The organism is Pandoraea sp. SD6-2 (assembly GCF_000389825.1).
Classification (GTDB): Bacteria; Pseudomonadota; Gammaproteobacteria; order Burkholderiales; family Burkholderiaceae; genus Pandoraea; species Pandoraea communis.
In genome coordinates this window covers 241,982-261,121 of the sequence record NZ_KB944423.1, presented here as the reverse complement: position 1 = coordinate 261,121, position 19,140 = coordinate 241,982, and the positions used below count along the sequence as shown (strand labels likewise).

At 57.4% G+C, this 19,140-nt stretch carries 22 protein-coding genes and 1 tRNA gene; 8 read left to right on the top strand and 15 right to left on the bottom strand.

Features of this window, described 5'->3' with window-relative positions; genetic code table 11:
- Positions 1-412: 412 nt before the first annotated feature.
- On the top strand, positions 413-1,078 hold the full coding sequence (locus C266_RS27180; protein WP_144265668.1) for a hypothetical protein: 666 nt from the start codon (positions 413-415) through the stop codon (positions 1,076-1,078).
- A gap of 330 nt (positions 1,079-1,408) precedes the next feature.
- On the opposite strand, the gene C266_RS01245 is transcribed toward C266_RS27180, so the two are convergent.
- On the bottom strand, positions 1,409-1,870 hold the full coding sequence (locus C266_RS01245) for a lipocalin-like domain-containing protein (RefSeq protein WP_051126102.1): 462 nt from the start codon (positions 1,868-1,870) through the stop codon (positions 1,409-1,411).
- 222 nt (positions 1,871-2,092) lie between these two features.
- Here C266_RS01245 and C266_RS01240 point away from each other — a divergent pair, with 222 nt between their 5' ends.
- On the top strand, positions 2,093-2,965 hold the full coding sequence (locus C266_RS01240) for a LysR substrate-binding domain-containing protein (RefSeq protein ID WP_010807240.1): 873 nt from the start codon (positions 2,093-2,095) through the stop codon (positions 2,963-2,965).
- Positions 2,966-3,269: 304 nt separating this feature from the next.
- Here C266_RS01240 and C266_RS01235 read toward each other — a convergent pair whose 3' ends face one another.
- Entirely contained in the window at positions 3,270-4,355 is a 1,086-nt protein-coding gene (locus C266_RS01235; RefSeq protein WP_010807239.1) for a site-specific integrase, read from the bottom strand.
- 142 nt (positions 4,356-4,497) lie between these two features.
- Here C266_RS01235 and dusA point away from each other — a divergent pair, with 142 nt between their 5' ends.
- Together dusA and C266_RS01225 are read left to right on the top strand one after the other, a co-directional pair.
- Positions 4,498-5,511 (top strand): tRNA dihydrouridine(20/20a) synthase DusA, encoded by a 1,014-nt coding sequence (dusA, locus tag C266_RS01230; RefSeq protein WP_010807238.1) that lies wholly within the window; start codon positions 4,498-4,500, stop codon positions 5,509-5,511.
- A gap of 186 nt (positions 5,512-5,697) precedes the next feature.
- Positions 5,698-5,773: transfer RNA gene (locus tag C266_RS01225), tRNA-His, on the top strand.
- A 67-nt stretch (positions 5,774-5,840) separates the two neighbouring features.
- Here the strand turns inward: C266_RS01225 and C266_RS01220 are convergent.
- From C266_RS01220 to C266_RS28325, 11 genes are all read right to left on the bottom strand, one after another.
- Positions 5,841-6,752 carry a hypothetical protein gene (locus C266_RS01220; protein ID WP_144265667.1) on the bottom strand — a complete coding sequence of 304 codons (912 nt, stop codon included), beginning with the start codon at positions 6,750-6,752 and terminating at the stop codon, positions 5,841-5,843.
- 205 nt (positions 6,753-6,957) lie between these two features.
- Positions 6,958-7,191: a DUF4224 domain-containing protein gene (locus C266_RS01215; RefSeq protein ID WP_010807236.1), complete on the bottom strand. Its 234-nt coding sequence runs from the start codon at positions 7,189-7,191 to the stop codon at positions 6,958-6,960.
- Between the two features lie 3 nt (positions 7,192-7,194).
- Complete coding sequence (locus C266_RS01210) at positions 7,195-7,971, bottom strand: hypothetical protein (protein WP_010807235.1); 777 nt, start codon at positions 7,969-7,971, stop codon at positions 7,195-7,197.
- A gap of 120 nt (positions 7,972-8,091) precedes the next feature.
- Positions 8,092-9,762: a type II secretion system protein GspD gene (locus C266_RS01205; RefSeq protein WP_246831128.1), complete on the bottom strand. Its 1,671-nt coding sequence runs from the start codon at positions 9,760-9,762 to the stop codon at positions 8,092-8,094.
- A gap of 20 nt (positions 9,763-9,782) precedes the next feature.
- On the bottom strand, positions 9,783-10,844 hold the full coding sequence (locus C266_RS01200) for a zonular occludens toxin domain-containing protein (RefSeq protein ID WP_010807233.1): 1,062 nt from the start codon (positions 10,842-10,844) through the stop codon (positions 9,783-9,785).
- A gap of 3 nt (positions 10,845-10,847) precedes the next feature.
- On the bottom strand, positions 10,848-11,150 hold the full coding sequence (locus C266_RS01195; protein ID WP_010807232.1) for a DUF2523 family protein: 303 nt from the start codon (positions 11,148-11,150) through the stop codon (positions 10,848-10,850).
- A 7-nt stretch (positions 11,151-11,157) separates the two neighbouring features.
- Positions 11,158-12,837 carry a hypothetical protein gene (locus tag C266_RS01190; protein WP_144265666.1) on the bottom strand — a complete coding sequence of 560 codons (1,680 nt, stop codon included), beginning with the start codon at positions 12,835-12,837 and terminating at the stop codon, positions 11,158-11,160.
- Positions 12,838-13,484: 647 nt separating this feature from the next.
- Positions 13,485-13,745, bottom strand: coding sequence for a hypothetical protein (locus C266_RS25960; protein WP_010807230.1), 261 nt, complete (start codon positions 13,743-13,745; stop codon positions 13,485-13,487).
- 317 nt (positions 13,746-14,062) lie between these two features.
- Positions 14,063-14,323: a hypothetical protein gene (locus C266_RS01180; protein WP_144265664.1), complete on the bottom strand. Its 261-nt coding sequence runs from the start codon at positions 14,321-14,323 to the stop codon at positions 14,063-14,065.
- A 25-nt stretch (positions 14,324-14,348) separates the two neighbouring features.
- Positions 14,349-14,645, bottom strand: coding sequence for a hypothetical protein (locus tag C266_RS01175; protein ID WP_010807228.1), 297 nt, complete (start codon positions 14,643-14,645; stop codon positions 14,349-14,351).
- Between the two features lie 117 nt (positions 14,646-14,762).
- Positions 14,763-15,389: a hypothetical protein gene (locus C266_RS28325; protein ID WP_010807227.1), complete on the bottom strand. Its 627-nt coding sequence runs from the start codon at positions 15,387-15,389 to the stop codon at positions 14,763-14,765.
- A 268-nt stretch (positions 15,390-15,657) separates the two neighbouring features.
- On the opposite strand from C266_RS28325, the gene C266_RS28320 reads away from it, so the two are divergent.
- Both C266_RS28320 and C266_RS01165 read left to right on the top strand, forming a co-directional pair.
- A complete protein-coding gene (locus C266_RS28320; RefSeq protein WP_371257002.1) occupies positions 15,658-16,086 on the top strand; it encodes a helix-turn-helix domain-containing protein in 429 nt (142 codons plus the stop codon).
- 157 nt (positions 16,087-16,243) lie between these two features.
- Positions 16,244-16,756, top strand: a complete 513-nt coding sequence (locus C266_RS01165; protein WP_010807225.1) for a DUF2726 domain-containing protein — start codon at positions 16,244-16,246, stop codon at positions 16,754-16,756.
- Between the two features lie 68 nt (positions 16,757-16,824).
- Here C266_RS01165 and C266_RS01160 read toward each other — a convergent pair whose 3' ends face one another.
- Complete coding sequence (locus C266_RS01160) at positions 16,825-17,118, bottom strand: hypothetical protein (RefSeq protein WP_010807224.1); 294 nt, start codon at positions 17,116-17,118, stop codon at positions 16,825-16,827.
- 228 nt (positions 17,119-17,346) lie between these two features.
- Here C266_RS01160 and C266_RS01155 point away from each other — a divergent pair, with 228 nt between their 5' ends.
- Positions 17,347-17,604 carry a type II toxin-antitoxin system ParD family antitoxin gene (locus C266_RS01155; protein ID WP_010807223.1) on the top strand — a complete coding sequence of 86 codons (258 nt, stop codon included), beginning with the start codon at positions 17,347-17,349 and terminating at the stop codon, positions 17,602-17,604.
- Positions 17,601-17,900 carry a type II toxin-antitoxin system RelE/ParE family toxin gene (locus tag C266_RS01150; protein ID WP_010807222.1) on the top strand — a complete coding sequence of 100 codons (300 nt, stop codon included), beginning with the start codon at positions 17,601-17,603 and terminating at the stop codon, positions 17,898-17,900. The genes C266_RS01155 and C266_RS01150 overlap by 4 nt, the downstream gene beginning before the upstream one ends.
- A gap of 544 nt (positions 17,901-18,444) precedes the next feature.
- Here C266_RS01150 and C266_RS01145 read toward each other — a convergent pair.
- The gene (locus C266_RS01145) at positions 18,445-18,813 is read right to left on the bottom strand and encodes a hypothetical protein (RefSeq protein ID WP_010807221.1); all 369 of its coding nucleotides are present in this window, start codon (positions 18,811-18,813) and stop codon (positions 18,445-18,447) included.
- Between the last annotated feature and the right edge of the window lie 327 nt (positions 18,814-19,140).

Below are 19,140 nucleotides of genomic sequence, written 5' to 3'. Positions count from 1 at the left end.
TTGGATGCAATGACTGCATGGGATCGGTGCGGAACTGGAGCTTCAACCACGTAATCGGTATCGGAGGAGTAAGCTCGTGGGCTTGCGACGAAGGAATAGCGAAGAAAGTGAATTGGGTTGGGATAGGCAGGAAAGCGTGCGGCGTCAGTCCCAAAGGGCACACGATATGGGCCTTTGAGCGCTTCATTCTGCTCAACGAGCGCGGGCCCTTGCTTCATTCGGACTACCCGCTGCTTTATGGGCATATGCTGGAAACAAATCGACGTGTCATCATATCTGGCAGTGTGTTCGAAGATATGTATGCGGAACTACTGGCTATCCTGCATCTTGCGAATGACGCGCCCCCCTCGCCAGCGCTGGGAAAATCCGAGACGAAGCAGTCGCATTGCGCTCCACAGGGTCTCTCAACAAAATGTCAGAAATCAAAATTCTCTTCCTGCGCGTAGGAATCGACCGTGGATGCGGCGGTCGGCTATCTCCTATTGAAGCCGATTGCAGCTTTGATTACGTGCCTATTCCTGAAGGGGCGCCAGTACACAATGCCCTCAGGTACGGCGACATCCCGTCGCGCCGGGGCACCACCCTCGCGCAAGTCATTGGCCTAGATGCGCCGGCTCACTACGACCCGGAGTTCGTCACCTACAGCTATGGGGAGCCCAGTCATCCAAAGCGCTCTCAGCTCTTAACCCTGAATCGTGGTGACTATCTTGTTTTCTATGCGGGCTTCCAGGGAGATGGCATTGCGACAGGTACTTGCTGTGTAATCGGCTATTTCGTAGTCCATGCCGTTCATGCGATGAGCCCGGAGCTTCAGTGGCCGCCAGCCATCTCGTCGCACATGAACAATGCCCACTTTCGTCGAGTGCAACGTGAGGACAAGCTAGTGGTAGTCGAGGGCGATAAAGAAAGGTCAAAATTACTCGAACGTGCTATTCCGATATCAGATGGGGTGCAGCAAATAGTGCCTTCGGTCGCAGATACGGTCGGATTCTCCGGTTCTGTCAAGCGTGCGATAGGCAGATGGGTTCCGGCGACGCACGTTGGCGCTACAGTTTCCTGGCTTCAGGCTATGGAGTGAATACTCCCGCGAGCTGGCGTAAGCCGCGCGCCGAGGTTGGGGCATCTGAGACTCCAGCCTGCCGAGGCGCCGATCACGGCGAGCGCCTTGCGGCTCACATCGGCCATCGCATCATAAAAAGCCGCCGTGTAACGGTCGCTGCCCGACCGGCTGCTTTGTAGAGCGATGACGGTCGCTAGAGGGGCGACAGCGCCCCATCGCAAACGTCAGTAATCGGCCACTTCCGGCCATTCACGCATGGGCATGAACGGTCGTTGTCCGCCTGATCGCTGTCGTTCGCGATGCCGCTGGCTTTGACACAATGGCGCGGGGTGGCCCTTGATCGTCCGCCTAGTTCAAACGCCTCCAGACCGAGATCGGCACATCACCATTCGGCCGCGGCACGACGCGGTAGCTCAGTTCGCCGCCTTTAAGCTCATAGCTTCGCTTTTGCTGCTCTCCCTCCCAATTGGGAAAGGATGCCTTCTGGACGTGGAAAGTCAAAGTCCCGCCGACCGGATCGACGCTGATCGTACCGAAGTGCGTGCTGGAACCCATGACAGCGGCTTTGTACTCGGCCGCTGTTCCTGCGCCCTTGTCGCCGGAAGCGAACTGGGGGCGTTCAGTCTTGAAAATTTGCAGCGAATAATGTCCCTGTGCGTCGATGAACAGCAGTCCCGTGGGAGCTGCGCCGTAGTCGCGATCTCGTGAGCCGTCGGGATGCTGGACATCTGCGGCAAGTAAAGTCCAGGTCCCCACCAGCGAAGGCTCGACGGCTATCGCATCGGCGCGTGCGACGGTCGCTAATAACATGCACGCCGAGAATACAGTCCCCAGAATGCCGTGCTTAAAAATAGTTTGGCCATTCATACAGTGAATTTCTCCGAGATTTGGTTCAGAAACCCATTGGCGTCAATGGCTTGACCGGGATATTCGCGGTGTACGCATAGCAATCAAACGCCGCCGTTGATGATAGCGAGATGAGTGTGCAATGAATGCGATAATTCGGCATCGTTACTTCAGAAAAACTGCACCATGCGTCTTCCTAACCTGGATATGGATGCGTTGCGGACACTCTTGGCAACTCAGCAACTGGGAAGTCTGAATCGCGCTGCCGAGCGGGTTGGCCGCTCGCAATCGGCGGTCAGCCAGCAGATGCGCAAGCTTGAGGAACAGGTAGGTCACCCTCTATTCCGGCGACAGGGACGAGGCTTGGTATTGACGGAATCCGGCGATCTGATTCTTTCATATGCACACCGTATTCTTGACCTCAACGACGAAGCCGTTCGGGCAGTCCGGGGAGCATCCGTTGAGGGTGTGGTGCGCTTCGGCCTACCGGGCGATTTTGCCGAGACTTGGCTCCCGGCTACGCTCGGACAATTCAAGAAGACCCATCCGGCGGTTCGCGTAGAGATTGCTGTCGAACGAAACGGCGTGCTGCTCGAACGGCTGGACCGGGATGAACTCGACCTTGTGCTCGTCATGGGCTATGAAAGCCGTCCGGACGCTGAACACCTCGCCACACTGCAAATGGCATGGATCGGGCCAGTCGAGATCGGCGCTGCTCTCAGCTCTGATCTTCCATTGGACCTGGCTTTATACAATCCGCCGTGCTTCTTCCGTCGCGCCGGCATTGAGGCGCTTGATAACGCAAATATCTCCTGGAGATTGGCCTATACGACGGCCAGCCTCCAAAGCCTTTGGTCAGGGGTGGCGGCAGGTCTCGGAATCACATTGAGAACATCGGCCGGCATGCCATCGTCGTTGAGACAACTTGGAGAAAAGGAAGGTCTTCCGCCTTTGCCGAGGGTCGAACTCTGCCTGCACAGCGGGCATCGAGACGTTTCCCCCGCATTGGCACAGTTGAAGCGAGTCGTGATTGAAAATGCGACCGCTAATCTTATCTAGCCAGAGCAATTTCTCACACGAGCGTCTCATCCTAGCCCGATAGCGGACAGTTGATATTGATGCACGAGAGGCAGTTGTGGGTCGAAAGCCGCCATCGCAATGCCGACCTTTTCGACCCAATTCCGCACCACGCCTCAAATCCCCCTACCATAAAATCAACGACTTATCCTCGCGCCGTAACACCCCAAAATAGTTAACGCCCCATCCGCAACCCCATAAGCCTCCCAACCACCCCCACCCAAGGTTAATAGCTTACGAGTCAAATCTTGGCGCTGCGCTTTGTCACGCTCAGGTGCTTGCTGAGTCATGCGTCCATTGCCGGGGCTAGTCTCGCAAGCCAGGGCCAGTCGGCGAATCGATTGCCCGTCTGGCGGATATGCGTGTATCTCTTTAGGCTTGCCCAACTCCGGTGGCCGGTTACGGCGGCCACACGAGGTATCGACAGACCTTGCTCGAACAGCCAGCTAGTGCCCTCATGGCGCAGGTCGTGAAATCTAAAGTCTTCAATTTGTAGAAACTTGCATGCGCGCGTGAACGCTGCGCCGACGGCATCCGTGGTGTGGGGGAAAATTCGGCCTTCCCCTTCGTGTCGGGGTATCGCCGAAAGAATGCGCATGGCTTCTGGGGGAAGGTCGCACCAAACGTCGTTGCCGATTTTCTGACCGGGGTGTTTCATGTCCCGAACCAATATCCGCGATCCCTCCCTATCCAAGTTCGACCACTTGATCGTAACGATCTCCTCTTGACGCCGAGTCGAGAACATAGCGAACGGGACTATGTATTGCATCGGTGCGCTATTCGGATGCCTTTTGCGGATGCCAACGAAATGCTCAAGTAGCAGATCCAGTTCAGCAAAGCTTGCGCGTCTTTCCCTTTTTGCGGACTTGGCCGTATGACCGAGATGAGATAGGACTCGTCGCGCATCCTTCAAGGCTTGCTCAGACAGTGGATAGCCCCAAGCGGGGCGGGCGACATTGACGACTGCCCCGATGTGGGACATATAGTTACTCGCCGTTTGTGGAAGGACATCGAGGCTTTTGGCAAAGTCAACGTAGTCGGTGCTTCCGAGCTCGCTGCAACGCTTTTCGCCGATTGGCGCTCGTGCGACGGCGTTCAGAACTTGGGCCTTCGTGCGTCCGATTTCCTTGATGGACTCGCGGACGTACTTCCCGATGACCTCGCTAAAGAGGGGATCGGCTTGCGCTGCGGCTTCGAGCCCGCCAGGTCGAGCTAACTCCTTCTCTCTTTTGATGATCCACGCCGCCGCAGCTTGCCTGCGGTCAAACGTCCGTGCCTCGGTATACGCCACCCGGCCGTCCCGCTTCAGGCGGATCTGTGCCGTATACCCTATACTTTTGTCCTTTCGTTCCCGTACTGAGATTGTTCCCATAGGTTTTCGTCGGTGCTACACGGCTTTTTTCGGTGCTACACCGTAGCACTTGGGTGCTAAAACGAGCCTAAATGGCGTCTAAAATTGGGAAATCCGGCACTACGCTTTTTGCTGTAATCGACTGTTTTGTAAGAGATTTTCAATGAATTTACCCTCCCGCCGCGTCAGCGTCGCGCCGATGATGGATTGGACGGATTCGAACTGTCGCGTCTTTCATCGTCAGCTTTCGCGCCATACGTGGCTGTATACCGAGATGGTCACGACCGGTGCGCTGCTGCATGGCGACGTCGCGCGCCATCTCGACTTTGATGCCGTGGAGCATCCCGTTGCACTGCAGCTTGGCGGAAGTGAGCCGCAGGATCTCGCGCGCGCCGCGACGCTAGGCGAGCAGTGGGGGTACGACGAGATCAACCTGAACTGCGGTTGCCCGTCGGAGCGTGTGCAGCGCGGTGCGTTCGGCGCTTGTCTGATGGCCGAGCCGGAACTGGTGGCCGACTGTGTGAAAGCGATGCGCGACGTGGTGCAGGTGCCGGTGACGGTCAAACATCGCATCGGGATCGACGACGTCGAGTCGTTCTCGTTCGTCGAGGACTTCGTCGGCAAGATTGCAGAGGCCGGTTGCACGACGTTCATCGTTCATGCGCGCAATGCCATTCTGAAGGGATTGAGTCCGAAGGAGAATCGCGAGATTCCGCCGCTCAAGTACGACTATGCGTATCGTCTCAAGCAAGTCTTCCCGCAACTCGAGATTCTGATTAACGGCGGTGTGAAGACGCTTGATGAAGTCGAACTGCATTTGCAGCATGTCGACGGCGTGATGCTGGGCCGGGAGGCATATCACAATCCCTACGTGCTGGCGCACGTCGACGCGCGCTTCTATGGCGACACGTCGCCGGTGAAATCACGCGAGGAAGTGGAAGACGCGCTGATCGAGTACGCTGCGGCGCAAGTGGAGAAGGGTAAGTATCTTGGCGCGATCACGCGTCATGCTTTGGGGCTGTATCGGGGCGTGCCGGGCGCACGCGGATGGCGTCGTGTGCTGTCCGATCCGAGGCGTTTGAAAGCAGGCATCGGCGCGTTCGAAGAGGCGCGTGCACAGTTGCGTGCGGGTGCGGTTTCCGAGCGAGACGATGCGGAGTCGTTAGCAGCAGCGTGATCTTGAGGCGGCGAACAAACCTGCTTCGCGTGCGTTCGCCGCGTTAGATGACGATGTCGCGCGTCGATCATGCACGAGAGCGGAGAAATATTCCGAAGCGGTGAAAAAAGTGCTTGGCAACGCAATAAAAACATCGCTATAATCTTGTTTCTGTTCAGCAAGCAAGTCAAGTTGCTGATCACGGCGGTGGCCGTAGCTCAGTTGGTAGAGTCCTGGATTGTGATTCCAGTCGTCGTGGGTTCGAGTCCCATCGGTCACCCCAAAATTCCTTGCTTTCCCCGGTAGTAACCACTTCGTTTGTCAACGAAATCCCCGATTTGTCAATTTGCTCACTTCGTCGGTGACGCTTTTCTCACGCGTCTGCGATCATAGTGCCGCATCGTCGTGCCCGGGTCTGCGTGTGCCGCAAAGTCGAACACGTCAGCCTCTCTGCGCTCGAGCTTTTCCGTGATCGCGACTGGTCGGCCGTCGTTAAGCGTGAAGTACGCCGAGTGTCCAGAGATCAGGTATACCGCTCGCTTCTTCAGGTCATCCCATTCCGCGCGTACCGCTGGGTCGAACGTCGCAATCCATGCGAATTGCGCATCTTGCCAAACGCTTCCCCACCCGCTGCGCGTGTAGGCTTGCCCCGTTCGATTTCCAAACAGAGCCATGCCGGGAATGCGGCGACCTTGTTGTGCGCGTTTGACGACCGTGCTCAGCCGAGGTGACCACGCTCGCAACTTCATTACCCTTTCCTCGCCGCGTTTCCGTTTGGCGCTTTCAACGATCACGCCGTCGTCCCGAACTCCTGAACGGTGAAACGGGCGAACCTCAGCCGCACGAAATCCGGTGAGATAGGCGAACATGGCCGCGCACCCCATCGTCTTGAAGGGGAGGTCTTGCCGGATGGCCCACAGGTAAAACCGTGTCACTTGGCTGGCCGTGACGTCGCGACGAACCACATCCGTCTCGTTCAGCATAAGCCCGACAAAAGGATTCACGTCGATCACTCCCCAGCGAACCGCATAGTTGCAGATCGTCTGCATGGCAGCCATGTCCTTGTTTGCGCTCGCCGGCGCACCAGCGGCGGCACGGGCGTCCAGGTATTGATAGCCGTGCAACATCTTGAGCGACGTCGGCGACATACGGCCGAAGAACTTCGTGAGGTTGGCATACCGCGACTTGCGAACGGCAATCCCGTCCTTGCTTTGATCGCGGTAATGTTTCGGGTCGTAGTCCTTCTGAAAGCGGTCGATCATGTCGCCCACCGAGCCGGCCACAATCTGTCCGGCTTGAATGTCCAGTGCGCGACGCTTTGCCGAAGACTCTGCGACACCTATGGCAGCCCTGTCACGAACCGGCGCAGTCGCCAGCGTCTCGCCGCGCCCGTCCGGATACAGGTAGACGAATGACACTTTCGTCACACCGGTTCGCTTATAGAGGCGTGGAACCGACGTCCGCTCCCTACGCGGTGGCGAAGGCTTGGAGATTCGGCGTTTCATCATGCTTTCTATCTTCAATTTCGTGTGCGATGCCCAACTTCTTGTCGCGGTATGCGCGCGCCACTTTGGGCAGCCCGTGGCTGTCGACCACGTAGCGCCAGCGGTGGCTGTCGAGCCATTTCATCATCATCGATCGCTGGTTCGGTTTGCATCCGATCAACTCGGCCAGTTCATGTGCGCTGAGGTAATTGTTCATCGCTCAGTTCTCCCTTGTTGCCAGCCACAAACACCCCTGCCAGTCATCCCAGAACACCTGACAGTCATCCAAGCTCGCGCCCCACGCCTCAGCAGCCTCGAAAGCGGCCACGATGGCCTTTTCGGGTTCGTCGTTAAGGATGTGGGCGATAGGTTGCCGCTCAGGAACCGCGATCCCCTTGCTGGTCCAATAGCGCTTCTCGTTCATCTCGTGTTCGGCAAAGTCCTTCGTGATGTACTTGCTCAGATACGCCGCCAGCTTATGGCGCAACCCTTTTTGCCGGAACGGGTTGGAAACTCGGACATAGCCGTTGTCCTCTCCAACGATTGAAATCCAGATCGCACGCAGCACCCGGTAGTTCTGGCGTCCCTTCACGGCGATGTGCAGATGCCACGCACCGCGCTTCTGGCGCTCGGGAACGGCGACATATTGGAAGTCGTGGAGCTTCGCCAAACGACGCCTGAGCTTGTCAAAATCGCGTTTGAGGCGGTCCTTGTCCTCCATGTTCTCCCGGTACGTCAGCGTGATCATGCGATCCGCGTGCACGGCTTTACAGCGCAATCTGACCTGCTGTTTAGCCCGTTTGGCTGCCACGAGCCGGTTGTCTTCCTTCTTCTCGGATTCGCCGCGCTTCGCTTTGGGCATCATGTGAAGCTGTTGTGCCCGCATATAGCGGTCGAACTGCGTCACTACGATCTCCAGTACCCCGTCTCCGAAGTCCCGGCCACCGATGAGGTACTCGCGACGGAAGGGATAATCACTTACACTCGTTTCAAGCATGGCAACTCCTGATTGTCGTGTTGATGTACAGGCCTCGAACCGTTCCTGCGGTCGGGGCCTTCCTTTTTTCGGGGGGAATGCTCTTGCCTTTGCTGGCGGGCCTTGCCGGGTGTTTGTACGTTAAGTGTTACTGATATAAATATAGGGGCGCGCTTCGCGCGCCCCCGCCGTCCTCGACCCTGCGGGCGGCGGGGGCGGCCGACGCGGCGCCCTTGCTGACATCTGCGCCACTTCACGCACAGCACTGACGGCAAAGCGGTTTTCAGTGAGGGGATGTACGGTTGACGCTGCGGCTTCGGCCGACGTCGGCGGTACTACCCGCTGCTCGGTCTCGCGGGGCGCGCTGAGTCGCGCGTCATCGGCCCCGACTTCGCGTTTCGGCTCGTGGGCACTTTCGGCTCCGGCATCGGCGTCGACACTCCCGACGCTAGGCTCCCTCACTCGCTCGACCTGGAGCATCAACAGGATTTCCGTGTTCGACGTGGCGTCGCTATGACTGTCGAGAAAGCGCGGCAGGAAGGCCAAGCCTGTGCGGTTATCGGTGCTCTTGTTGGTCGTGAGTCCGCCCATGAGGATCACGTCACCGTCATGCAGGCTGATTTCTGTGCTGACTTCTCGGGTGTTGAGCGTTGGCGAGTTGTTCACACCCGTTGTCGTTTTCACGAAGTCACTGATTTGCTGGGTAACTCGCAGATCGATGATTCGGTCTTTGACAGTTGGGGCTAGCTCGAAGATGACGCCTGACGAGTGGTATTCGACCGACTGCACCGGCTCGCCGCCACCGCGCGGATAGCTCACAGACTTGAGGATGGGTACCTTCTGGCCGACAGTGAGACGCCCCCTAGCTCCGGAGCGAATGCGCAGGTTCGGGCTGTTGATGACCTGAAAACGGGTGTCCTTCGCCAGCGCCGAGAAGATTGTGGAGAAGTCGCCCGCCTTGAGACGAATAGCGTTGCCGAACTTGTCTCCGTCGACTGTCACTTCGATCCCGAGTCCTTTCGAGAGCAGATCCAGCGCGAGTTGAAAGGCGGAACCACGTTCGGCGCTGTTGACCACCTCATACGCTGCCGCCCGCACACTGACCTCACCCATTGGGGTATCCAGTTGGGGCAGAAGGCGTTTGAGCGCGTCAATCTCGGTCGGCATGCCGTGAAATACCAGCGTGTCGCCATTTTGATCGATTAGCGATGCGGCAGAACCGGGCGTCACGTCGCCATTGATCCGGGCTTCGGCTGGCGCAGCAATCGAGCGGTTGACGGTGAATTGGCCGCGAAACAAAGGGCTAGCCAGCCGCGAGAGATAGGCGGTGTCGCGGTATTGCGGGTGATAAACGAGCGTATCGCGGTCTGGTTCAACCGCCGGATCGGCCTCTTGACGTTTGAATACGAAATCAACACCTGATCGCGCTTCCACACCGAAGCCGAGCGAGTCGAGAAACAGTTTGAGGAAGGTTTTCAGGTCGCCGTGCTTGGTGTCATAGCGAAACGAGATCAGCCGCTGGTCTTGCAGGACTTCGGGGGCAATGACATATGGCGTTTTGACGGCCTCGCCGTAGAGCAACGTAATGAGTTGCGAAACGCTGACAAGCTGGAAGTCGAATGTGCCCGCCGTCATTCTTCGTTGACGTGAACCAAGCGAGGTGATTTGCGCCTGCCGCCTTTGTTCGGCCTCAAGCAACGGACGAGACGAGTAGTCGAGCGGCGAGTATTCCTCTTGGTCTTTGAATCCGTTGAAGTCGATGGGGGCCGGAACGATTTCGTTTGCCAAACCGGGAAACGACAGCGTGAGCATGCCGAGCAAGAGCGTGAGCCTCATTGCATGCCCCCTGTGTACGTCGACGGCTTGCCACCCGACCAGACGGTGACGCGTTGGTCGTCAATGCTCCCGATTCGGGCGATGCCTTCGAGCAGGAAGGCAGACGGGGATTCCACGCGCAGCCGGCCGTCGTTGTTCACGACGACGACATAGCGGTCGTTGCCGACGCTGTAACTCCCAGCGATACGCCATTCGCCACTGAATGCGGGGCGTTCAGGTCGCATGTGTCCGGGGGCATCCTGCGCAGGGATCGTCTGATTGCCGCTGGACGAAACGGCTTGCGGTGGGGTAGTTCCGGTAATACCGCCAGTGAAGTAGCCAATCAGAAACCGGACGCTGGCAGTGCCCGCAGCGATCATTCCCACGACGGTGAACCAAAGCCGCTTGTTGAGCAGGATGTTTTGCCGCTTGTCGATGGCCCGCTCCTTCCCCTTGCCGCCTGCGTAGGACTGATAGAGGGGGAAGATGGCTTTCTTGTAGTGCTTCGTGAAGATGTCGACGCGATTTGCCTTGGCGATTTTGCTGCCCTCGTACAACTCGATGCGGTAGCTTCGGGTCAGGCCAAGTTCCTTTAACTTCTTCGTCACGAACGTCATTTCCACCACGGCGCGCAACTGGCGGTGCAAGTCGCCGATCGACTGGATCATGAGCGCGACGTCGCAAGCGATGCCCGTCTCCGGATGGACGTAATGCCGGTGCATCCGAAAAAATCGCATATGTTCGGGCTTGAGCTTGTTGCCGACAGACCAGAAATTCCACGCCTCATCAATCGCAACGAGATCGCCCGGCTTCACGATGGACGGAGCATCGGTGGCCGTCTCGTCTGGGAAAAAGCCATCACGTGTGACGTCGTCATTGGTCACGGGGACAATTTCGCCCAGCGTATCGGCATTGCCTTTGTGAACGTCGATGCAGTATTCGCGGATGAGGTCGGGCTGAATGCCATCAATGTTAGTCACGACACGCCGCCCGGCGACGACGGCTGGCACGATGACGCTGCTAACGACCTCATAGCTCTTGCCTGATCCCATCAGGCCCGTGTATGCGTTAATGGCCATCGCTCAGCCCAGCAGTGGAATACGACGAATCACAAACCTATTTCCCATCGCGGCGAGCACGATGGGCAAGCCTTGTGGAACCGCTAGCAATTCGAGCCAATACCAGACCCCGGGAGGGAGGCTGCCGAGTGCGCTAGCCAGGGCGTTCGCGTTGGGTAGCAGGCCGCTGCCTTTGAGCACATCAACGAACTCGGATGTGACGTACCAAAGCCCGAAGAACATGGCGAACTTGATGACCACCGAGCGGAAGACAAACTGCAACGCCGAGTTGAGCCCCGCTAGGAGAATTACGAAGAGATTCGACATAGTGACCTCAGGCAGCAAGAACGATGGTGGCCGCGATCAGCACGAACACGGCGAGCATGATCGACGTGATCATCGGACGGTACTTCTCAGCGAGGTCGCACATGGCATCCATGCGGATTCGTTTGTCAAACAGTTCGAAGGTCGGACGAGGACACTCCGCCGAGTACTTCGGCGTTTTCCAGTCAGTGAAGCCGGGCAGCATCTTCAGGATGGGGTCGAGGATCATTGCCGCCGTTGGAGGTTCTTCGAGCGTTGGTGTTGCAACCAGTGGGGCAGTGCCGAGATCCACCTTGACGGGATTGCCGACGTCGACCGTGGGGCGGTTGATGACGTTCACGTCCTTAACCAGTTGCGGATCTGATGGCGTTTTCGTGTCGGGCCTGATCTTCGATCCTGTCCCAGGATCTGTCGTCGGCTCGACCACTGTTTCCGTCTCTGTTTCGGTGCTGGTCTCCGGCTTGATCTTCTCGCGGATTACGACCTTTCGTTCCTGCGGAAGACTCGCGGGGCGGAATAGATCTTCGATACGGGGAACGGCTTCCGGGTTTGCCTTTGCCCAAGGCTCGACATCGGCAGTCGTCACCGGGTCTACGGTGCTATAGGGCAGTCCCTCATAGTCCGGGCGGGACGCCGCCTGCCGCCATGCGGAGTCCACGATCTTGGCGAGGGTCTCACTACCGATTCGCGCCCCCTGAATATCTTTCGGTACGCCGATATAGGCGCGCTCAAGGCTGTCGTACCAGTTCTGGGCGGTGCTGGGATACTCGCGTTCATAAAGGCGTTCGACGCCTCCTAGGCGCATGCCGCCCCATTTGCCAGACGCACCGAAGGCAAATATGTCTCGACTCTCGTTGATCGTTTTTTTCGATTGTGTGGGGCACTTCGGACCATTAGGAGCCTTGGGATCGCAGGGCAAATATTGCCAATCGACGACATCGATTGTGTAATCGACCATGACTCGAAGAACGTTCCCGTCCATGTCACGTTCCGGGCGTAGCTCGACGGTTCGGAACGCTCGATCACCATCAAAGTGGTGGGACATGAACATCACGAAACGCTTCACTTCCGATAAGCTGGACAAATCCACCGCAGTGTCGCCAAATGAAGCCATTCCGCCCCCCTTGGGAAAGCGACTGCATGGGGCCGTTGGCACACATCCGCTGCGTCGATAGACGCGAAATCCGGCGGCTACGGCCGCGACTCCCCAGTAGTCTGCAAATCCGCTTCCGATCAAGCCTGGATAGGACGCTTGTTCGACGCTCGTTTGTTGTTCACTCGGCACTGTGACGGATACCCGGCCATATCCATCTTGGCCGATCTGAATGCTCCGCTCGCCAGACGTGGGCTCGTCAGACTGCATGTACGCCACCACGGCAGAGCCTGCGGCGACAATCCCCAAGCCCGCGAGGACGGTTAGCCACACTGGGGCGCCAAGCATTGTTAAACCAATGCCAGCCCCAGTTGCAGCGACGTTCAGCGCCGTCAGTTGAGACGACATCGCCGCTTCTGTTGCGGCGAGTCGCGGATCTGAGGCGGCGACGCCACGACGTTTGGCGACCTCACGCATGATGCTTGCGATGGAGCGGTTGAATAGCCAGTTCCCGGCCGCAGGCGGGACGAATGAACTGGCCGTTTGTTGAGAGAGCAACGCAATCATCAATATGACGAGTAACGCTCTTTTCATCATTACCCCCGCAGACCAGTGACAACCGCCCAGCCGCATACGATTCCCCACGCGAAAAACATCAAATTCCAGAGTTCTTGGGATGGCATGGCGTGTCCTTGGCGGTGCGGATGGGCTGACGAATTGCGAAAGGGAAGTGTCTGGAGTCGATAACTGAGGAACGCCTTCAGGTACACGCTTATGACCCGGGGCCACCAGACGACGGTTAGGCTGTGTGCGGCTAGCCGACTCTGCTGGAGACCTCTGGGACCGGTTGTTTCGTTCGTCCACTACCGTGCTGTTGGAGTAGTGCATGGACAAACGCTCCGAGCATTGAGCCGATGAACGAGACAATTAGGCAGAAAACAGAGAATATGAAAATCAGTTCGTCTAACCGAGCTAATTCAACGTACATGGGAGTCTCCAACGATGGTTGATCTGTCACCGATGGTGGAAAACGCTAGGTTTGCGCTCTTCGCTTGGGCAGCAGCAGGGATCTGCGTTGTATGCCTCATCGGATGGTTCTCTTCCCCTGGCAGCTTGCTATTTCCAATAGCCGCCGTTGTGTTCGGCTTGATTTGCTTCGCCTTTGCGTCACAGACAAAGACGAGTGGTGCTGAGTTTGCTGCCGGGAAGCGTCCGGATCGCTTCCCGATATCACCGGCCGTCTATCAAGCGCCGCGGATGAAACGCAACACAACACTTGCGCCCTTGATGCCGACGTAAAGCAGCGCCATGCCTGCAGCGACTGCCGCGATTGCGAGCCCCACTTGGGTGAAGTTGATGGAGTTGCTAATGGCGCTCAAGTCGACGGCACCACTACCACCACCGCCACCTCCCTCAGCGCGAGCGACAGTAGGCACGGCAATCACGGTGGCAGCCACACCGACGCGTGCGCCGATGGTCTTCAGACGTTCAAGCATTTCTTTCATGGTTCTCTCCATTGAGTAATACCGGAGTGCGTCCGGTGCGCTGGCTTATCCCCGGCGTATGAAACCGAGGATTGCGCCTACATGGGCACTCACGACGTACAGTCCGACGACCATCGTGAATGCCAATGTCCAGAAGCCCGCCATTTGTTGAATGTCGAGCGGTGTTCCACTTGTGGGGGATGACGAGGGCAGAGCGGCCGTCACTGCGAATAGCTGGCCGTTCTCGGGCGGACACAGTTGGCGGTCTGTCGGCGTTACCACCGTCGCACTGCGAGCGGGAGTGCAGCTCAGTACGCGAATAGCTTGTTCGTTCACCGTCATCCCCCTCGATTGATGTTGCGCAGGATCTGCCACGCGAACTTTGAGCAGGCCGGTTGCGGTAGCTCGTGCGCTTCGTAAGCAAGATCGAGCGCCCCCGCGAGAACCTGCACGGTTTCGTAAAGCAGCGCGGCGGCTTCGAGCATGCGGCCGAAGCGTTCGGTGTCATCCGCGCGAATGCCGCCAATGCGGGCGATACACATGCAAGTGCCGTCAGTGGCGGTCACAGTGCGGTTGATAAGGTTAGTGGGGGCTGTCATGTCGGGACCTATACGGTTGCGGCGGTCATTGACGCTTGAGCGACTGGCTTATGGCCGAGCGCATGCACGCGGGGAGCAGGTGGCCGTCGTAATCCATGATTCGGGCGACGAGCGTGCGCATGGTTTTGCACACGAATTGGAGGCCGTCGGGACGCGTCCAGATGAAACCCTTACCGGCTTTGATGAGGCGACGCAGAGGCAGCTTGAGGCGCAGTTGACGCCACGGGCGGTAGGTAATCGGGAGAGGGCGAGGCGTACGCCGCTGTTTGATTCGAGCGGGACAGAAGCCGCCGAATAGGTCGAGAGACAGTTGGTGAAGCATCGCAACCCCCAATCCCATCACGGCCGGTCAGCGGTGACGGTGCAAAGAATCTGGCGGGGGGCCGGATAGAACTACAGGTTGTCGTCTTTTAGATAGACGACGTGAGGCTAGGCAAAGCTATGCGGCGGCGGTGGCGGTAGCCTTAGCAGCGGCGCTAGCTTTGGGAGTCGCGGCAGGGCGTGCGTCATTTGCGTAGGGATGCAACGCTACAATGCGCGGGACAAGGTGACAATCCATCGACTGCGTCATGGCGAACTCTGCGAAGTACTCGCCCTTCGGGGTCTCTTTGGCGAACTCGGGAAGAGTGATTGTGCCAACGATGCGCCGAGGGCCATCGCTCGAGTTTGGCCACAGGATGCATTGCGCAGTACGCATGTCGTAAGGACGGCCGGTTTTGCTGGATATGCCTTCACGTCGTACGACGTTGATGATGGAGACCCTCTGCTTTTCGATTGGAGAGGTAGGGTTGGCACCATCTCCGAAGGGCTGCAACGCGACAATGCGCGGGACAAGCTGGCCCTCAAATGATCGTCCGAACGCGAATTCCGCGAGGTATTCGCCCTCGCGCGAATCTTTGAGCACGTCGGGAAGTGTGATCAAGCCGACAACGGAGTCGTCTCCCTCGCTCGTCGTTTGCCAGAGGATGCAATCCGCGATGCGCATGTCGTAAGGACGGCCAGTCTTGCTGGATATGCCTTGACGTCGGGTGACTTCGAGGATGGTGAGCTTTTGTTTGCTGGTCATAGCGTGGCCCTTGGGTAGGTGAAACGTCAATGGTGGACGGCTGAGGGCGGGGCGATTTCGATAGCATCGGCGTTAGATTTCACGCCGTACTTGCGGACACCTGCATCCCATGTGCAACGCATCAGTTCAAGCTCCGCCTCCGACGAACGAGTCCGGGATGGGTCGCGAATAGTCACTATTACGAGGAATTTTCCGTTTCCTAGGTCCTCGCGGCTGATGATGAATTTGGGGTTGCTGGTCACGATAGTGCCTCCCGTTGATATTGCTGATGGGAGCATTTGCTCTCACAAACAAGTATAGGGATCATTTGATCTCATGGATTTGGGATATGTCCGAGATGTTAGACATCGGCAATCGCTTGAGAGATGAGCGCAAGCGTCTGAGCCTGAATCAGGAGGACTTCGCTTCGGTGGGAGGCGTGACTAGGCGTGCGCAGACTACGTACGAGAGCGGGAAGCGAGTTCCTGACGCTCGATATCTAAGTGCCGTTGCAGGTTTGGGTGTGGACGTTCAATACGTGTTGACAGGAGTGCGAGCCGTCGCCGTCGAGAGCAATCTTTCCCCCGACGAGCGGGCTTTACTCGACAACTATCGCCACAGTCCGCGCGAAGACCAAGCCGCACTTCGGAGGATGGGACTTGCTTTGTCGAAACCACCCTCAAGTAAGCAACGAAACGGAACAACCGGCGAAGATTAGGCGTACAGCCAAAATCATTCCCTTCAAAAAAAGGGCATAGCAGGTTTGTTGCCCGCCAACAGAGACAAAGCACGCAAAGATTCTGCGACGGTGTGCTGTCGTTAGCCAGTTTTACAAAAGTGCCCCCCACTTTACTTTTAATGATGGAGACATTCACATGGTCTGGGGGGCGCTCGCTCTATTTTTTATAGTCGTCGTTGCCGCGACACTGTCGATACGCGCTGGGCACAAAGTTCGTGGCACTGGTAGCGCAATTGATGCGTCCGCGTACTACGCGGTAAAGCCGTTAACCGCGACAGAACAAGCATTTTTTCGACTCATCGAAAGCAGTTTGCCCGGCTACGTGATCCTGGCTCAGGTGGACGCAAAAAGGATCGTGCGAACAAAGCGAAGCAAGAACCAGCAGCATTTCAATCGAGTGGCGCAGCTTTCACTGGACTACGTAATATGTCGCCGCGATTTTTCTGTTGTTGCGGCTGTCGAGCTAGACGATCCATCGCATGACCGACAGCGACAAAAAACACGTGACGAGAAGAAGGATGCGATGATGAAGGCCATCGGCGTGCGTCTCATCCGGTTTGACGTCAGACGCTATCCATCCGAATTTGACGTGCGCAAGCAAGTGCTTGGCGAAAACGAGCGGGGGGAAAGTCGGTCGATGGCCGCGTAGCAAAATGCGAGGGTGAGTCTAGAGATAGCGGATAACGGCCCACCGCATTGGATGGGCCGCAACAACGGTTACCGCACCAACCTCGGTTTCCCACCCCGCTTTGCCGCGTGAAGAATGACGTGAGGCCCCATCAACCTATCCGTCGCCACCATTGCTTCCGCAAACGTCTCGAAGTAAATCGCGTGCTCGGGGTCAGACACATGCGCTCGCCTGATTTCTCCCGCTGCCTCGTCCCAAGCGTAACCGAGGTACTTCTTGTATTCGTGGAACCAGACAACATGCCCTTCACGCGTCAACGACTTGGGGAGGTCGAGTTCGCCGTTTCCTCCATCCTTTCCGCCATTGTCGTTTGAATCGCCCATCAAAGTCTCCTTAGATGCCAGTGGATTTAGCCGTGTTTGCGGCTGAATTCATCATCGCAGGAGTGCTGTGCCATGAGTTTCAGTAACTTCCGAATATTCTGAGTGCTCGGTCGGGACTCGACAAACAACTCCCGTTCCCGACATCGGGCTGGGCATGCAATTTGATAACTATTATCAATGATGATAAAATTCCAGCTATTCCAGCCAAGCCCCCTAACGGAGGAAATCATGATTAGCGCTGAACTCGGGCGACAACTTGAGAGCTACATTGCCGAGCTTGTGGTGACGGGCCGTTACGGCTCGAAGAGTGAGGTTTTGCGCGAAGGCGTGCGACTCATTCAGGATCGTGAGACCCAGCTTGCTGCGCTCGATGCCGTCGTTGAGAAGGGCATTGCCGACGCGCAAGCAGGTCGGGGCCAACCGGCCGCCGACGTGTTCGACCGTCTCGAAAAGAAGTATCAGGCAATGGTGAACGACAAGGCATGATCGTTCACTTACTGCCCGAAGCTATCGTCGACCTCGAAGCCATTGGTGACTACATCGCGCGGGACAATCCGCGCCGTGCCGTGACGTTCATTCAGGAGCTGCGAGACAAGTGCTTGAGTCTTGCTGAGATGCCGCTAGCGTTCCCCGTGGTGCCGCGTTATGAGCGTTACGGTATCCGCCATCGCGTCTATGGCAACTACCAAATCTTCTATCGTGTGGTCGAGTCGGACGACCGAATTGACGTCGTCCATATCCTCCACAGCGCTCGCAACTACGCCGCAGTTCTGTTTCCGTGAGCCGATGCCGGTGGGGCACGTAGGGGGAGGATCGCGCTGCCAATCACTCACCCAACCGCGCCTAATACCGGCTCGTAAACTCCTCGCAGAGCCCCGAGTTTTCGTGCTGAATTTTTGCGCAGACTATTGGGGGGTATCTTTGGGACGCACTGGCAAATACGGCTTCAAGCGTTGGCCCCTTTCTGTCGATTTTTTTGTCAACGGGCGGCCGGAAAGCCTTGTCGCACCGTTGCATGTCCAGCTATGAGAATTGACAATCGGGACACCCTAACAGCCTAAAAAACAAAGAAAAATTGCTATTTGCTAACCGGATTGTGATTCCAGTCGTCGTGGGTTCGAGTCCCATCGGTCACCCCAAAATTCCCTTGTAGTTCGTAGCGTTGTTCGCGACAAGTCCTCTCCCGGTCAGGGAAAATTTCCAAGAAATTCATGTGTCGGGCATTAAGCCGGTCACGGCATTTTTGCATCCTCTGAAGCACGCTGCACACTCGCGAATCGGTCGGACAGTTTTGCGCCACCCGTGAGGGGCGCTTCCGACGAGTCTTCAGATCTTATGCAGGTGGCGCTTTACCACTTCACCCGCTTTGATCCGATGATTCGCGAACTGTTCGGCCTTGGACGCCCAACTCTCGATCTCGGCGTAATGTCCTTCATGCCTTGCGCATAACTCGGCGACTTCGGTACTGCTCAGCGATTTGTCAGCGGTGATGACGTCACGCAAGGCGTCGCATGCTTCATGCATCTTGGCTGCGAGATGGGCGCGATGGTCCGGCGTCGTGACGAACATCTTGACCGCAATCGCCTGAATCCCCTCGCTTAACCTCTGCAATCGCTCCTGGGAGGTGATCCCTTCGTTCGCATTGGTCGCAATTTCAAGTAGATTCAGGCCGACTTTAACCTCGTCTTCGTACATAAAACACTCCGGTGAGAATGATCCAGCCAGGTGGATTGGCCGCCTGCGGGCGTGACGTCGTATGAGAGCGATTCATAGCATCCCCTGGCGGGGCCCCCCCCTGAACAAAGACTGACAAAGTTTGATCTATGTCTAATACCGCGTCCGGCGCCTGCCGCCAGTGCGAGCGAGGCCGTCCATAATGAATCCGTCATGTTCACATGACCCTGTCTTCCCGGGTGGTCATGGTGCCCCATGCGACCCGGTTTCAAGACCCACCCCCAGGTGGGTCTTTTTTCGTCTGCGCCGCCCTCCGCCGTGTGCCAGGTGAAACGTGCCGATGTCACT

What these genes read in the sequence shown, in the direction of transcription:
- C266_RS27180 (WP_144265668.1), top strand. Translation starts at nt 413, where the DNA reads ATGTCAGAAATCAAAATTCTCTTCCTGCGCGTAGGAATCGACCGTGGA.
- C266_RS01245 (WP_051126102.1), bottom strand. Translation starts at nt 1,870, where the DNA reads ATGTTATTAGCGACCGTCGCACGCGCCGATGCGATAGCCGTCGAGCCT.
- C266_RS01240 (WP_010807240.1), top strand. Translation starts at nt 2,093, where the DNA reads ATGCGTCTTCCTAACCTGGATATGGATGCGTTGCGGACACTCTTGGCA.
- C266_RS01235 (WP_010807239.1), bottom strand. Translation starts at nt 4,355, where the DNA reads ATGGGAACAATCTCAGTACGGGAACGAAAGGACAAAAGTATAGGGTAT.
- dusA (WP_010807238.1), top strand. Translation starts at nt 4,498, where the DNA reads ATGAATTTACCCTCCCGCCGCGTCAGCGTCGCGCCGATGATGGATTGG.
- C266_RS01220 (WP_144265667.1), bottom strand. Translation starts at nt 6,752, where the DNA reads ATGATCGACCGCTTTCAGAAGGACTACGACCCGAAACATTACCGCGAT.
- C266_RS01215 (WP_010807236.1), bottom strand. Translation starts at nt 7,191, where the DNA reads ATGAACAATTACCTCAGCGCACATGAACTGGCCGAGTTGATCGGATGC.
- C266_RS01210 (WP_010807235.1), bottom strand. Translation starts at nt 7,971, where the DNA reads ATGCTTGAAACGAGTGTAAGTGATTATCCCTTCCGTCGCGAGTACCTC.
- C266_RS01205 (WP_246831128.1), bottom strand. Translation starts at nt 9,762, where the DNA reads ATGCTCACGCTGTCGTTTCCCGGTTTGGCAAACGAAATCGTTCCGGCC.
- C266_RS01200 (WP_010807233.1), bottom strand. Translation starts at nt 10,844, where the DNA reads ATGGCCATTAACGCATACACGGGCCTGATGGGATCAGGCAAGAGCTAT.
- C266_RS01195 (WP_010807232.1), bottom strand. Translation starts at nt 11,150, where the DNA reads ATGTCGAATCTCTTCGTAATTCTCCTAGCGGGGCTCAACTCGGCGTTG.
- C266_RS01190 (WP_144265666.1), bottom strand. Translation starts at nt 12,837, where the DNA reads ATGATGAAAAGAGCGTTACTCGTCATATTGATGATTGCGTTGCTCTCT.
- C266_RS25960 (WP_010807230.1), bottom strand. Translation starts at nt 13,745, where the DNA reads ATGAAAGAAATGCTTGAACGTCTGAAGACCATCGGCGCACGCGTCGGT.
- C266_RS01180 (WP_144265664.1), bottom strand. Translation starts at nt 14,323, where the DNA reads ATGACAGCCCCCACTAACCTTATCAACCGCACTGTGACCGCCACTGAC.
- C266_RS01175 (WP_010807228.1), bottom strand. Translation starts at nt 14,645, where the DNA reads ATGCTTCACCAACTGTCTCTCGACCTATTCGGCGGCTTCTGTCCCGCT.
- C266_RS28325 (WP_010807227.1), bottom strand. Translation starts at nt 15,389, where the DNA reads ATGACCAGCAAACAAAAGCTCACCATCCTCGAAGTCACCCGACGTCAA.
- C266_RS28320 (WP_371257002.1), top strand. Translation starts at nt 15,658, where the DNA reads ATGGGAGCATTTGCTCTCACAAACAAGTATAGGGATCATTTGATCTCA.
- C266_RS01165 (WP_010807225.1), top strand. Translation starts at nt 16,244, where the DNA reads ATGGTCTGGGGGGCGCTCGCTCTATTTTTTATAGTCGTCGTTGCCGCG.
- C266_RS01160 (WP_010807224.1), bottom strand. Translation starts at nt 17,118, where the DNA reads ATGGGCGATTCAAACGACAATGGCGGAAAGGATGGAGGAAACGGCGAA.
- C266_RS01155 (WP_010807223.1), top strand. Translation starts at nt 17,347, where the DNA reads ATGATTAGCGCTGAACTCGGGCGACAACTTGAGAGCTACATTGCCGAG.
- C266_RS01150 (WP_010807222.1), top strand. Translation starts at nt 17,601, where the DNA reads ATGATCGTTCACTTACTGCCCGAAGCTATCGTCGACCTCGAAGCCATT.
- C266_RS01145 (WP_010807221.1), bottom strand. Translation starts at nt 18,813, where the DNA reads ATGTACGAAGACGAGGTTAAAGTCGGCCTGAATCTACTTGAAATTGCG.